This window comes from Deltaproteobacteria bacterium HGW-Deltaproteobacteria-2 (genome assembly GCA_002840505.1).
In the GTDB taxonomy this organism is placed as follows: Bacteria; Desulfobacterota; Syntrophia; order Syntrophales; family Smithellaceae; genus Smithella.
In genome coordinates this window covers 395,366-409,632 of record PHBC01000003.1, presented here as the reverse complement: position 1 = coordinate 409,632, position 14,267 = coordinate 395,366, and the positions used below count along the sequence as shown (strand labels likewise).

Sequence of the window (14,267 nt, the reverse complement as noted above, 5' to 3'; positions counted from 1 at the left end):
TCGTGAAAAAAAGTATAACAGTCTTAATAATCCTTCTTGTTTTTCTTAGTTTTGTTTCGAATGTATTAGCCCGTACAATATCCCGCAACGAGACAGTATATGTAAATCTAGATGACCAGGGTAACGTAAAAAAAACCGAGGTGGTCACCTGGTTACGAACGGACAATAAAGGCTTATCCCAAGACGTCACAATTCTCAAAGACGTCAAGAACTTACGGGGAACGGATATTCCTCAACTGACAGCAGATGGAAAACTTACATTTACCGTGCCGGCGAAAGACATATTCTACGGCGGCACCACCACCAAGAATCTACCTGTGAAAATCAACATCCAATATCGATTAAACGGTAAAGCTGTAAAACGTAATGTAATAAACGTTAAAAGCGGTAAATTGGAGATCATTATCGGCTTAAAGAACAAAACCAGCACTCTTAAGGAATTTACATACAGGGAAGTTGGCACCGGGAACACCAAGATTGCCAGGGACGAAATTCCGGTTCCTTTCATCGTCATGGTTAGCACTGATCTGGATATTGAACAGTTCAATAACGTAGTGGCTCCGGAAGGCGCTTTTGCTGTAGTCGGGCGCACCATGAAAATGAACTGGATCTGTTTTCCTTATCCTGAAGCAACCGTCAAACTCAGAGCTGATATTAAAAACGCTAAAATTCCATCTATCCTATTTTCCGTCATTCCTAAATTTCCGCCCCTGCCGGAGATGGATGTTGAGTCCAAGCTCAATCAGATTTATGACGGCGTAGATAAGGTTGGCACCAATTTAGTCAAGCTGGAAAACGGAGCGAATCAACTGAATGACGGACAACGACAAATGCTTGCTGCTTTAAAACAGGTAAATGACGGTACTGGCCAGCTCATTCTGGCTTCTAATGCGCAGATGGAAATTATTAATGGCGCCATTAAGATCAATGAGGGCATGTGCACCAAGATAACGCCCCTGACAAAAATTCCATTTGTGTCCGGTGAAGCAATAAAGGCCAAGCATTATCTGGATATTCAGAGAGAACTCCTTACGCTGGCCACCCAGGGCGGCCCGTTTTCACCAGAGATACTGACTTTCTTGAAGGAACAAGGCAAGGATACTCCGCCGGTCAAGGAATTCCCGGGCATAAAGGTTACTACTGATGGTATAACCAAGCTTCATGACGGCTCCCTGCAAATGATCGATGGTGCCAAAAAACTCGAAGATGGATCGCGGCAATTGCAGGCCGGAGCAGCTCAGATCAAAAGGGAAGGTACGGATACAATAAAGGAGCGAATGGTGGCCGGCGCCGATCCCATCATGCGTAAGCTTGCTTCCATTGAGACCGCCAAACAGCTTGTACTGAAATATGATCGTTTTGCCGGTAAGCCGAGCCCGGTGAAAAGTTCGGTAGAAATAATTATGAAAACCCCCGATGAAGCAGCCAATATAAAATAATGTGTCTTAACCTAAGACTTCACTTGATAGAGAGCGTCTAATTTGGTTTTGTGCCGTTATTGCTAATACTTACAAATCCACTGGAGCGTGAAGTTTATAAAACTAACAGATAACAAATGGGGCCCGGAAGGGCCCCACATTATTTTTATAATAACACCTCTTTTTTTAAGAGGCAAAGCTTTCTTCCGGTATATCGAGTATGGACATGTCTTCAGTCTTGATGGCATCCGCAATCGCGTTCACCTCCGGCAGTACGTTCTTGGCAAAAAACCTGGCAGAGTATATTTTCCCTGAATAGAACGCGGCGTCCTTATTATCCTTGCAGAGTTGCGCTAAGGCCTGTTTGTCGTTTATATCGATGCCTTTTTCCTTGGCCAGGGTATCGAGCTTCTCTTGAGCCACGCCGGCTTGCCAGAGCAGCAGCCAACCGGACACGACCTTACCCATCATCATGAGGAAGGGATAAGCGTTGTTAACGGGGATGAGAAACTTACCCTGTTTGGCGCAGGAGGCAAGATACATACCCATTTCGGTGAGTTTGTTTACGGAATTTTGCACGTCCGCCACCATATCTGTGTTGCCATTGAGGTTTTTGTATCTATTTATTGTGTTGCCCATTTCAGTGAGTAAAGACATAAAGTAAGCGCCCTTCTTCATGCCTAGTTTGCGTCCAATGAGGTCCAATGCTTGAACGCCATTGGCACCTTCGTAGATAGACGCGATTTTCACATCTCTCAGGAATTGCTCCACCGGGTACTCGCAGCAAAAGCCGTAACCACCGTAGCACTGCATCGCTGTTTCTGTGACCTTAAAGCCCACATCGGAGCAGTAGGCCTTAACGATGGGGGTGAGTACTTCGGCAATGCCGATCCATTTGTCCTTCTCCGACTCGTCCTTGGCCACTTTCTCCATGTCGAAACAGTAGGCAGTGAAATAGATAAGACCGCGCATGGAGTCGATAGCGGATTTCATAGACAGGAGCATCCTGCGGACGTCCGGGTGCTGAATGATGGGGACACGGGGGGCATTAGGATTTTTGAATTCCATGAGGGACGATCCCTGGATCCGGTCTTTGGTGTACTGGAGGGCATGCAGATAGGCGATGGAGCCGCTGCAGAGCCCCTGCAGACCGACCATGAGCCGGGCTTCGTTCATCATCTGGAACATGACCTTCATGCCTTCACGCTCGTTACCCAAAAGTTCTGCGTAGCAATTGTTGTTGTCACCCAGGGAGATCATGCAGGTGGCGGAACCGCGGATACCCATCTTGTGTTCTATAGCGGATATCTCATAGTCATTGCGCCTGCCCAGTGTGCCGTCTTCGTTGACGAGATACTTGGGCATGAGGAAGATGGAAATTCCTTTGGTACCGGCCGGATCACCCTCTATCCTGGCAAGCACAGGGTGGATGATATTTTCGAACAGATCATTGTCGGCTGCGGTGATGAAGATCTTAGTCCCCTGAAGTTTGAAGGTCCCGTCAGGCTGGCGAATGGCTTTGGTCGTCATGTTGCCCAAATCTGTGCCGGCGTTGGGCTCGGTGAGCGCCATGGTGCCGCCCCAGATACCCTGCACCATCTTGTCCATGTACTTCCTCTTCTGGATTTCGTTGCCATAGGTCAAGATAAGATGCGCAGCCCCCGCGGCGGCAAAAGGGTATGCAGCAAATGCGAAGTTGTGATAAAACCAGTCACTGGCACCAACGGCCACGCTGTTAGGCAGCCCCTGGCCGCCTTCCTCGGGCGGGAACATCATACCGATCCAGCCTCCCTCTTTGAACTTCTGCATTGCCTGATGAAAACACTTGGGAACCGAGACCTTTCCATCCTTAAGCGTACAGCCTTCCTTGTCGCCTTCGGACATGGTCGGGAATATAACATCCGTGCCCATTTTCTCGGCTTCGTTGAGGATCATGTCGAACATGTCCTTGGAAAAATCCTTGAATTGATCATGCTCGCAAAGTTTGTCCACTCCGAGCATATCATACATGATAAAATGCTGGTCCTTCACATCCACAATCTTGCTAGTCATCTCATTTCTCCTTTATGGTCTATTGTTCTGGTAAGTTAATGACCTGCTCCGAGAACTTGTACCTCAAATTAAATTAAAAATTTACTATTTTGCTTCTTTCCGTTTTCGCCTTCTCCTTTTGCGGTCTAATTCTTTTTACGAAGTCAGGATTGATTCTGTGTGGTATATTATTAACGCGATAAAAGGACTTTCGCGAGTGTCATTACCTCGGCTTCCTTTGTTCCCTCATAAAGTTCGAGGATCTTGGCATCACGATAATATTTCTGTACTTTGTATTCTTCGATATATCCATAGCCACCGTGAAGTTCCACGGCAAGATTGGCGCAGAAAACCGCTGTCTGTCCGGCCATGTATTTGGCCATTGCGGAGAGGTGATAATCCGGCTGACTGGAATCAAGCAGCCAGGCTGCTTTGTACGTTATATTGCGCAGGGCCTCTATTTTGATCCACATCTCGGCAAGTTTTTGCATGGTAATCTGGAAAGCACCAAGTGGCTTTCCAAAAGCAGTTCTCTCTTTACAATATTTAATTGACTCGTCCAGACACGCCTGGGAAAGTCCCAAACCCTGAGCCGCTACCATCACACGTGTGGTGTCAAAAAAGTGCATAAGTTGGTGGAATCCGGATCCTCTCTTACCAATAAGATTCTCTTTGGGAATCCTCACTTCATCCAGTGCTATCTCTGCCGTGTCGCTGGCTCTGATTCCCAGCTTTCCTCTTATTTTGGTTTTCGTGATTCCCGGTGCATCGGCAGGTACGATAAACTGACTGAAGCTTTTGTGAACTTTCTGATCCGGATCGGTAATGGCCTGTACCACCATCCAGTCACACACTGTGCCGTTGGTGATGAACATTTTATTGCCGGTGATTACATAGTCATTACCATCCTGGACAGCCCTTGTCTTGTAGCCTGCCACATCCGTACCTGCATTCGGTTCCGTATAGGCTCCCGCAAATACCGCGTCTCCCGAGCAAACCGAAGGAAGATATTTCTCTTTTTGCTCTTTTGTTCCATAATAGTAAATATTTTCACATCCGAATGTAGCAGCAACTATATTCAGACCTATACCCATGCATACCCGGGAAAGTTGTTCGGTTATAATGGTATTACCTAGAAATCCGGCACCGCTTCCTCCGAATTCCTCAGGTATCCAGCAACCGATCAAACCATTGACCCCGGCTTTCTTGCGGATCTCAGCGGTGTACTTTTCTTCCTCGTCTGCCATCTTTGCCACAGGTTCCACTTCCTGTAGGGCAAACTTATATGCCATGTCGGCAAGCATTTTCATTTCGTTAGATAACTCAAAATCCATACCAATCTCCTTTTATAAAATATTTAGTCTTACAGACGTAATCTCAATCTTTCAGAAGGTCCCTGGCGATGACCAGCCTTTGTATTTCAGAAGTTCCCTCATATATGGAAGTGGCTCTGGCATCACGATAGAGCCTCTCAACTTTAAAGTCCTTTAAATAACCGTATCCGCCGTGTATCTGCAGGGCCAGATAAGCGCTTTTGTTGGCGAGTTCCGAAGCGAAAAGCTTGGCCATCGACGCCTCTTTGGTGAAGGGCATTTTATGATCTTTTCTCCAGGCGGCAGACAGGGTCAGTAAATTAGCTGCTTCGAGTCCCGTGGCCATATCAGCGATCATCCATTGAATGGCCTGAAACGAGCTGATAGTCTTGCCGAACTGTCTACGTTCCTTGGCATATCTTATGCTTTCGTCCAGGCATGCGCGGGTTATGCCAATGGCTTGCGACGCTATGCCGATGCGGCCGCTGTCGAGGGCGGTCATGGCTATCTTGAATCCTATGCCTTCTTTTCCTATCAGGTTTTCTTTTGGAACTCTGCAATCATCAAAGAGAAGTTCCACTGTATTGGAAGCCCTCAATCCCATCTTATCTTCCCGTGTGCCTATGGAGAATCCGGGTGTGCCTTTTTCGACGATGAAAGCCGTGAGACCTTTGCTGCCTTTTTCCTGGCCTGTCCTGGTAATGAGATTCACTACATCAGCATACTGTCCGTGGGTAATAAAGATCTTCGTTCCGTTAATCAGATAATAGTCGCCTTTATCCTCGGCCCTTATAGAGAGGCTTCCTGGATCTGATCCGGCACCCGGCTCCGTAAGAGCGAAACATCCCAGCAACTTTCCCTGCGCAAGCCCGACAAGATATTTAGTCTTCTGATTTTCATTTCCGAACTTTAGTAACGGTTCTGTAGAAAGATTGGCCACGGACATAGTCACCGCAGTTGATGCGCACGAATAGGCTATTTCCTGAAGTGCCAAACTATAACTTACCGTGCTGGCGCCAACTCCGCCATACTCAACTGGTACCATCATTCCCAGCAAACCTAACTGTCCCATTTTCTTTACCACTTCCGTAGGGAATATTTCTTCTTTATCCCTTCTGGCAGCTTCGGGCTCTAATTCCTTCCTGGCGAAATCTTTAGCCATAAGTCGGACCATTTTTTGTTCTTCAGTTAGTTGAAAAGACATGTCGCCTCCTTATGGCACATATATGACAACCAGAAGCTCTGCCTTTTCATTGGTTGGATTGCTGAGCTTATGGGAAAGGGAGGAATCAAAGTTTATGCATTCCCCTTTCTTCAAGGTTGAAGTATTCTGACCTACTTGAATAGTGAGATTCCCTTGAAGGACGTAAATAAATTCTTCTCCCTCATGGTGGTATTCAACACCTTTGTGTTCCGTTTCCGGATTAATAGTTACAAGATAAGCTCTTAAATGTTTTTCCTCTCCGGACGCGGTAAGAGATGCATAAGCATAAGATGCGACTCTCTTCTTGTGGCTTGTTTTTCTTCGTTTGAAGGCTTCTTTATTTTCCTGAAGTTGATCCATGTCGATTTTGAGGACGCGGCTCAACTGGAGAACTACCGCAACAGGCGGGGCTGTTGTTCCTTCCTCTATCCCTTTGAGCAACTCTGCCGGATAACCGGTATCGTGCGCAAGAACTTCTATGCGAAGACCTTTTGCTTCTCTCAATCTGCGAAGTCTCGCACCAAAGGATTCTTCTGGTATTCTTATCATAAATCTCCCTTCGTATCTTTTAAGAGTACAGTTAACTAAAATAAAGGTATGTCGTTAATCAGTGTGCACCTGTAAATATATCTCAACTGAATAATCCTGTCTTTGCAAATTCATCGATTTCCTGATTTGTATAACCCAGATCAATCAGAACCTCACGCGTGTGTGCCGCACCGGAAACACCTGCATGCTTATACTCCGCAGGAGTTTCGGAGAATTTAATGGGGGTTCCAATCTGTTTGACACTCCCTCCACCGGGCAGCGCTACGTCCACAACCATCTTGCGCTCAAGTGTCAAAGTGTCGCAGAAGGTCTCCTTAAGGGTCAAAACCGGTTCGACGCAAGCATCAGTCCGGCTGAATATTTCTACCCATTCATCCCGTGTTTTCATAAAGAAAATCTCACGGATTTCTTTCTTAATCCGTGAGATTTCCCGGGGGTGAATGCCACCGGAGATCAGATCGGGACGGTTGATGGCATTGCAGAAATTAGCGAAGAAATGGGGCTCCAGTCCACCAAAACTGATATGTTTGCCGTCTTTTGTCTCATAGAAATCGTACAGTGTTCCGCCGTTGAAATATTCTTCCTCCCGCACCGGCTCACGGCCATCAAAAAGGAATCCCGCGCCGACTGTAGCGTTGAATGCGATCATACCGTCAGTCATGGAGATGTCGATATGTTGGCCACAGCCGGTGCCAAGGCGGTTGATCACTGCTGCGAGAATGCCGATGATGGCGTTGTTTGCGCCGGAGGCGACATCGGCAAGCTGAATACCTACAAGACTGGGACCGGATTCTTTTTTCCCTGAATAAGACATGACGCCGGAACGGGCGATATAGTTAATGTCGTGACCGGCTCGGTCGCGCATGGAACCTGTCTGTCCATAGCCTGTGATTGAGCAGTAAATGATGGCGGGATTAATTCTCTTTAGATCTTCATAGGCCAGCTTGAACTTTGCCATAACTCCTGGCCGGAATTGCTCGATTACAATGTCGTAATCAGCGATCAACTGATGGATGATGGTGATCGCCCTTGAATCCTTGAGATTCAGAGCCATGCAGCGCTTGCCTCGCCGTAGTTGTGTGCCCAGGGCGGACAACTTTATTTCCGGAACGATAGGAGGGGAAAAATCCACAATATCGGGTCGGGAGCCGGAGACGATTTTTAAAACGTCGGCCCCCATGTCGGCCAGACACATCGTGGCATAAGGTCCCGGCAACAGTGTCGTAAAATCCAGTATTTTTAAATCTTGTAACGCGCCCGGCATAAATTCTCCCATCATTTTTTAGCAGTCACGATGCATTATGCACGATCCCGGCAATTTTTTGAAGTACTCAAATCACAGGTTGTTCAAAATTTTTTGATTAACAACCAGCTTCATATTAAAAAAAAGCCGTTCTTGACTATTAATCAAAATATTTGGCTTTATTTGCCAGCGAATATCGAGCTTTCTGTTTGGCCAGTTCGTTGATCATGCACAGGCCGTTGCCCAGTTTGCAGGAATCCATCTCTATTACCCTGTTAAGCAGTTTATCAAACAAATCCGGATCTTTGATGACCGGACATAGATATCTGGCATAAAACACATCCACCAATCCGAATTCACCATTTTCCGCCTTGTTGCCATTGGCAAACGCTTCTTTAGACGGTTCCGGACCACCGCCCAGGCCCATCATAGGCGGCATAATTGCATAAAAGATACCCAGGATGTTCCAACAGGCTCCCCAGGCATAATTGGGATCGAGCTCAATGGCGCGCCTCCCCGCGGCAACGGCGTCCTGAATATCAATAATCTCATCAGGGTTCGCCAACTGCAACGTAACCCTCTTGGCAAGGCAGATTCCGTACCAGGTCAGAGCCTTCAACTCATCCTTGGTCAGGAACTTTACAGCCTCGGTAACTTTGGTCCCTTCTTCTATTGCCTTGCGAAACTTGGCATTATTGGCCTTCAGCGCCCGCATACCATAATCTGTTCCAACCTTGAACAATGATATGGCGTAGTCAATATTTTCATCCTCTACAAAAAGAGCATAGTCCGCATACAGGAAAGATGCTGTTGCCAGCAGGTTATAATCTGTCGGTGCCAGTTCGACCATGCCTGTAATCACCAACAGAGCGCCTGGAAATCCGTCCTTGATAAAAGCGGCATTTTTTTGCCTCATAAGTTTTTCCACGAGATCGTCCACCGACGTATTCACTGTGGTAACGGCGACCTTCTGCACGGTGTGCCTTGTTGCCGCACATCCGGATACACCCATGGCCAACAAAACAATCAAAAAGAGAATCGAAATACCTTTGAGAATCAGCTTAATCTTTTTCGTCATCATTCCAGCCTCCCAATAAAGTTTAGAATTATAACCCCATCATCTTTCCAACAATGACTTTCATCACTTCCGTAGTTCCCGCAAATATAGGAATGACTCTTACATCGCGGGCAAAACGGCAAATAGGATATTCTTCCATGTATCCGTATCCCCCGTGCAACTGTACGCATTGGTAAGCGACGCGGTTTGCCATTTCCGGTATCCAGGCCTTGGCCATGGAGACCTTCATGACAATATCCTCGCCGGCGATATAGTCGCAAATAAGGTTGTCCAGAAATGTTCTGCCCAGTTCAATTTCCGTTGCCATTTCGACAATCTTGAAAGTGTTATGCTGGAAAGAACTAATTGGTTTTCCGAAAACTGTTCTTTCACGCGAGTATTTTATTGTCATCTGCAGCATTGACTCGGCCATGGACTGCGCCATTATAGATGTAACGAGTCTTTCCCCCTGGAGCTTTTTCATCAGGAAAGAAAACCCCTGACCTTCTTGGCCCAGAAGATTAGCAGCGGGAACACGACAATCTACAAAGGTCAACTCTGCCGTGTCCTGACTGTGAAAACCCATTTTGTCGAGATTACGGCCTTTTTCAAAACCAGGTGTGCCGGCTTCCACACAGATAAGGCTGATGCCCTTGGAGGGCGGATCTGCTTTGGTGTCCGTTTTAACGGCAACGATAACGAGATCGCAATTTATACCATTGGAAATGAAGGTTTTCTGCCCGTTGATGATATAGTCTTTTCCGTCCTTTACAGCGGTTGATCTAATGGCTGCCAGGTCTGAACCTGTTCCCGGTTCCGTCATGGCAATCGCTGTAATAATATTTCCCGAGGCACATCCCGGGAGCCAACGTTTTTTCTGTTCTTCATTACCAAAACTGTTAATATAAGGAACGATAATATCGCTGTGAAGACCAGCAAGAAGGCCTGTGGCTCCTAAATAGGATAACTCCTCATTGAGGATTACGGAATACTCATAACCTGCGTTTGATCCTCCATATTGCTCTTCAAGCCAGGGACAAAGAAATCCACTCTTTCCCATTTTTATCCAGATATCTTTGGGTACGATTCCATCATGCTCCCATTTTTCGAGAAAAGGAGCAATCTCTTTTTCCAGAAATTTATGGAAGCTTTCACGAAATATATGATGCTCTTCGGTGAATAGCTTTCTGGGCATGAAATACTCCTTTCTTATTTATTTTTATAGGGGTCAGAAAGCGTTGTTTCTGCTGATAATGCTTTTCTAATGTTCTTACTTAGTCTACACGCAGAATAACCGCCTCACCCTGTGCCAAGCCACCGCATATGGAAGCCACACCGTAGCCGCCGCCCCGTCTCTGAAGTTCATAGGCCAGATGCATCGTGATTCTGGCGGCACTCGCGCCCACGGGATGACCGATGGCAATTGCACCGCCATTGATGTTGGTCTTTTCCAGAATCTCTTTCCATTTCTCGTAATTATCATTCGCCAGCATTTTTGTAGCCGTCAGGGTAACGGCAGCGAACGCTTCATTGATCTCAATCATATTCATCTGATCCAGCGTCAGGCCTGACCTGTCCAATGCCTTCTTAATGGTATAGGCCGGGATTTCGGCAATCGCTCTGGGCGCCGTCGCCGATGCAACGGTAGCCACAATCGTAGCCATAGGTTTTAGACCTTTCTCCTTTGCTTTTGTCCTTGTCATGAACAATATTGCGCTGGATCCCGCACTAATTGGCGGCGCATTACCGGCTGTTACCGTCGGGCTGCCATAAATAGGTTTTAGTTTGGCAAGCGCTTCAATGGTGGTTTTGCGGGGGGATTCATCCTTTTCAATGACTACAGGGTCTCCTTTTTTCTGCGGAATGATCACCGGAATGAGTTCTTCGCCGATTTTATACTTTCCCTCAGCGAAAGCTTTTGCATATTTCGTTTGGCTATCCAAAGCCCATGCATCCTGCATTTCTCTTGTTACACCGTGCTCCAGAGCAACTTCTCCCGCATCTTTGGCTACCGGGTTAAATCCCTTGGCGGCATAGCCCAGTTCAAAAAGACCATCTATGAGCTGAATATGTCCCAACTTTACCCCTTTGCGTAAACCCGGTGCCAGATGTGGTGTCCGGGGCATATTTTCGGCACCTACGGCCATGGCGATTTCCGCTTCACCCGCCTTGATAGCCCGAAAACCAAGACGCAGACAAGAGAGCGAGGAGCAGCAGGCCCGATCAAGGGTAAGCGAAATATTTTCTGCGGGGAACCCCGCGAGGAGAGTAGCCTGCCTTGCCGGCACATCCAATTCCAGAGCAACCTCCGCCAGAACACAACTGCCGTAGTTGATTTCATCGATTTCACCGGGGTTGATTCCAGCCCGTTTTACAACCTCTTGCATGACCATGACTCCGAGATCAATACTGGGGATATCCGCCATGGCCGAATTAAAATTACTGAAAGGTGTTCTTACGGCACTGACAATAACTATATCATCATCCTTGTGTTGCATATGGGATTATCTCCTCATCCGTTTTTTGTGTTTTATGGGGATGATGTGAACTATCGGGCAGCCATCCGAATGGCCCCATCAAGCCTGATCACTTCACCGTTCAACATGCGATTTTCGATAATATGTCTGACAAGAGTTGCAAACTCTGCCGGCTGTCCCAATCTCTGGGGGAAAGGTACCATTTTCCCCAGGGACTCGCGTGCCGCTTCCGGCAGACTATGCAGTAGCGGTGTATCAAAGAGTCCGGGAGCAATAGTCATTACCCTAATTCCATAATCCGCGCATTCCCTGGCAATCGGCAAGGTCATAGCCACAATGCCGCCTTTGGAAGCACTGTAGTCTGCCTGACCGATCTGACCGTCAAAAGCAGCAACAGAAGCAGTGTTGATGATGACGCCTTTTTCTCCATCCGCGTCAGGAACGTTTTTAACCATTTGTTCCACAACCAGCCTGATGACATTGAATGTGCCGACAAGATTTATCTGGATAGTCCTGTTAAAGGCGGCCAGAGGCATGGGACCTTTTTTGGATAAAACTTTCATGGGAGTGGCTCCTCCCGCACAGTTGATGGCGATGTTAATGGTGCCGAAGGCTTCCATGGTTTTGTAGATGGCTCCCTGAACAGCTGCTTCATCAGTCACATCCGTTTTGGCAAAGATAACGTCTTTGCCTAACTCGGCGGCCATTTTTTCGCCTCTTTCAACGGCAAAATCGAAGATGGCGATTTTTGCTCCGCCGGAAAGCAGGTTCCTAACGCAAGCCTCTCCCAGCCCCGAAGCGCCACCGGTTACAATTACAGTACTGCCTTGTACGTTCATAAAAGTCTCCTGTTTTTATTGTTGATAAGAATGGTGTTCCATAAATCTGTTGCTCCTGTCCCTCTGATCATTGTACAGATATCTTGAAGCATAAGAAAGCCCGCATGGGTTGGGTAAGTAACACATACTTATCTGGCTGTCAAATAAATTTTTATGATTCTGTTATGTGAAATTCTTAATGGCCATTCATTGTCGGACGGTCTTAAGTCATTAAAAATACTTGGATTTATGTGAAAGAAATTAAAGACAACATCAGGCCCGGGGAGATTGTGCCTGATGTAAAAAATGTTGCAGATTAGGGATGGTTACGACTGTTATGAAACTACAGAGTGAAAATAAGATTAATGAGAATCCTCGGCTTTTTTGCAGACTTTTTTTCTTGATCCCGTCTTTGCTTGTTTGGCAATGCCATCAAAAACTAATTGACAGATTTCTTCAGTGTATTCTTTGGTTTTTATTTTGGTTCCAAATATTATTTTAGGCAAACACAGATGTTCAATGGCGCCGATGATTATCTGGCGAATGTGACGGGGAGATATGTCCGAACGTATTTCTCCGTGTTTTATTCCTTCTTCAAGAATATCCAATAAAATATCCGCATATTCTCTGATCAGTTCGTAAGTTTCACCGGTAAAAAATGCCGGGAAATTGCGTATTTCAATTATCAGAATTTTTGCAAAGACCGGTGTATCCTGATAGTAATTCAAGGTCGAAGAAATGAATGTTTTAATTTTATTAAATGTTCCTTTGGTATGATCAAGGTCCTTGCGGAGAATTTTCACGAAGTCCGAGGAATATTCCTGTAGAACATAATGCAGTAAATTTCGTTTATCTTTAAAATACTTGTAAATTAAAGCCTCATTGACTCCGGCGGTGTTGGCAATTTCCGCCCAGGTAATGACATCAAAATTTTTCTTCTTCAAAAGAGAAATCATTGCTTTGGAAATCTTAAGATGTCCCGGCGGGATTGATAATTGCTTCTGATCTTTTGGTGCGTCTATCTTATCATTTCTGCATAACAAAGATTTTAACGACGAATCTGTTTTTATATTTAAATGAGAAGTGTTTTTGGGTAAGAAATTATTTTTGTTTGTTTTTTTGATGTTCGACTTAATAAGATATTTCTTATTCATGAGTCAACTATAGAAAGTCCGGTATAGTATGTCAAGAAAAACTTGGCCGCAAAGTTTAAGTCTTGCCGGCTTCGACCTCAAGACGCATCATGTCTATATGATAATTCCCCAGCTCATCCTTCGGGGATCTTTCATCAAATCCATCAATTAATTCTTCAATGAATTGATCGCGAAGATGTTCAGGTATCATATCCGTAAAAGTCATCCACACCGATTTAATGTTTCCTCTCATTCCCTCCCTTCCTTGAAAAGACGCATCCTTGGGAAAAAGCTCCACACGTTTTTCAACGAACCCGAGATCTTTTAGCCAGACGCGGTAATCATCAGTTCCGTAATAACTAAGAGTTGATGAAACGCCATAGATAAAATATTTGCTCCACTTCTCTTTTGATATTACATCAACTAATACCTGAGCCGCATTAAGCGCGTTTCCCTTACCCGCCATCTGAAATAATATCTTGCCGTTCGGTTTTAAACTATTTTTCACTCCCCGAAGCACGGCAACGTGATCCTTTATCCAGTGGAGCACTGCGTTGGAATAAGCTATGTCGAATTCATTATTAAAATCTATTTCGGTGGCATCCATAAGCTGCCAGTCAACGTTCGGATATCTATCTTTCGGGAAATTTTTTCTGGCAAAGTTGAGCATTTCTTCCGAATTATCAATGCCGACAACATTTCCATCCGGCACCCTTTTCGCGATTTCTATCGTCAGCTTTCCATCACCGCATCCTATGTCCAGAACGCTCTCGTTTCCTTTAAGCGCCAGCTTATCTAAAAGCTCAAGCCCCCATTTAAACTGCTGATGTGACGATTCTTTATAAGCTTCAGCATCCCATTTTACCATAAAGGAACCTCGTGCTCTGTGATGTTTCGGGTAACCCAATAGTTTAAAATATGATCTATCTCATGTATCACTTTTCTATTCGGAACATTCTTCAATGCTAAAATGGCAGATCAAATGTCAGGATCAACCAAAATGGCAATTCCATCAATAAAATAA

The 14,267-nt window shown here is 45.8% G+C and carries 12 protein-coding genes; 1 reads left to right on the top strand and 11 read right to left on the bottom strand.

Features of this window, described 5'->3' with window-relative positions; all coding sequences use genetic code 11:
* Positions 1 to 2 precede the first annotated feature (2 nt).
* Positions 3 to 1,439 carry a hypothetical protein gene (locus CVU62_08890; GenBank protein PKN37829.1) on the top strand — a complete coding sequence of 479 codons (1,437 nt, stop codon included), beginning with the start codon at positions 3 to 5 and terminating at the stop codon, positions 1,437 to 1,439.
* Between the two features lie 165 nt (positions 1,440 to 1,604).
* Here the strand turns inward: CVU62_08890 and CVU62_08885 are convergent, their stop codons facing one another.
* The 11 genes from CVU62_08885 to CVU62_08835 form a co-directional block, all read right to left on the bottom strand.
* Positions 1,605 to 3,470, bottom strand: a complete 1,866-nt coding sequence (locus CVU62_08885) for an acyl-CoA dehydrogenase (GenBank protein ID PKN37828.1) — start codon at positions 3,468 to 3,470, stop codon at positions 1,605 to 1,607.
* Positions 3,471 to 3,640: 170 nt separating this feature from the next.
* A complete protein-coding gene (locus CVU62_08880; protein PKN37827.1) occupies positions 3,641 to 4,783 on the bottom strand; it encodes an acyl-CoA dehydrogenase in 1,143 nt (380 codons plus the stop codon).
* A gap of 43 nt (positions 4,784 to 4,826) precedes the next feature.
* Entirely contained in the window at positions 4,827 to 5,966 is a 1,140-nt protein-coding gene (locus tag CVU62_08875) for an acyl-CoA dehydrogenase (GenBank protein PKN37826.1), read from the bottom strand.
* A 9-nt stretch (positions 5,967 to 5,975) separates the two neighbouring features.
* The gene (locus CVU62_08870; GenBank protein PKN37825.1) at positions 5,976 to 6,515 is read right to left on the bottom strand and encodes an XRE family transcriptional regulator; all 540 of its coding nucleotides are present in this window, start codon (positions 6,513 to 6,515) and stop codon (positions 5,976 to 5,978) included.
* 82 nt (positions 6,516 to 6,597) lie between these two features.
* Positions 6,598 to 7,779: a carnitine dehydratase gene (locus CVU62_08865; protein PKN37824.1), complete on the bottom strand. Its 1,182-nt coding sequence runs from the start codon at positions 7,777 to 7,779 to the stop codon at positions 6,598 to 6,600.
* A 139-nt stretch (positions 7,780 to 7,918) separates the two neighbouring features.
* On the bottom strand, positions 7,919 to 8,839 hold the full coding sequence (locus tag CVU62_08860; GenBank protein ID PKN37823.1) for a hypothetical protein: 921 nt from the start codon (positions 8,837 to 8,839) through the stop codon (positions 7,919 to 7,921).
* A gap of 25 nt (positions 8,840 to 8,864) precedes the next feature.
* Positions 8,865 to 10,010 (bottom strand): acyl-CoA dehydrogenase, encoded by a 1,146-nt coding sequence (locus CVU62_08855; GenBank protein PKN37822.1) that lies wholly within the window; start codon positions 10,008 to 10,010, stop codon positions 8,865 to 8,867.
* A 79-nt stretch (positions 10,011 to 10,089) separates the two neighbouring features.
* Positions 10,090 to 11,313 (bottom strand): acetyl-CoA C-acyltransferase, encoded by a 1,224-nt coding sequence (locus CVU62_08850; protein PKN37821.1) that lies wholly within the window; start codon positions 11,311 to 11,313, stop codon positions 10,090 to 10,092.
* 50 nt (positions 11,314 to 11,363) lie between these two features.
* A complete protein-coding gene (locus CVU62_08845) occupies positions 11,364 to 12,131 on the bottom strand; it encodes a 3-hydroxyacyl-CoA dehydrogenase (GenBank protein ID PKN37820.1) in 768 nt (255 codons plus the stop codon).
* Between the two features lie 341 nt (positions 12,132 to 12,472).
* On the bottom strand, positions 12,473 to 13,264 hold the full coding sequence (locus CVU62_08840) for a TetR/AcrR family transcriptional regulator (GenBank protein PKN37819.1): 792 nt from the start codon (positions 13,262 to 13,264) through the stop codon (positions 12,473 to 12,475).
* A gap of 55 nt (positions 13,265 to 13,319) precedes the next feature.
* Positions 13,320 to 14,111: an SAM-dependent methyltransferase gene (locus CVU62_08835; GenBank protein PKN37818.1), complete on the bottom strand. Its 792-nt coding sequence runs from the start codon at positions 14,109 to 14,111 to the stop codon at positions 13,320 to 13,322.
* Positions 14,112 to 14,267: the final 156 nt, after the last annotated feature.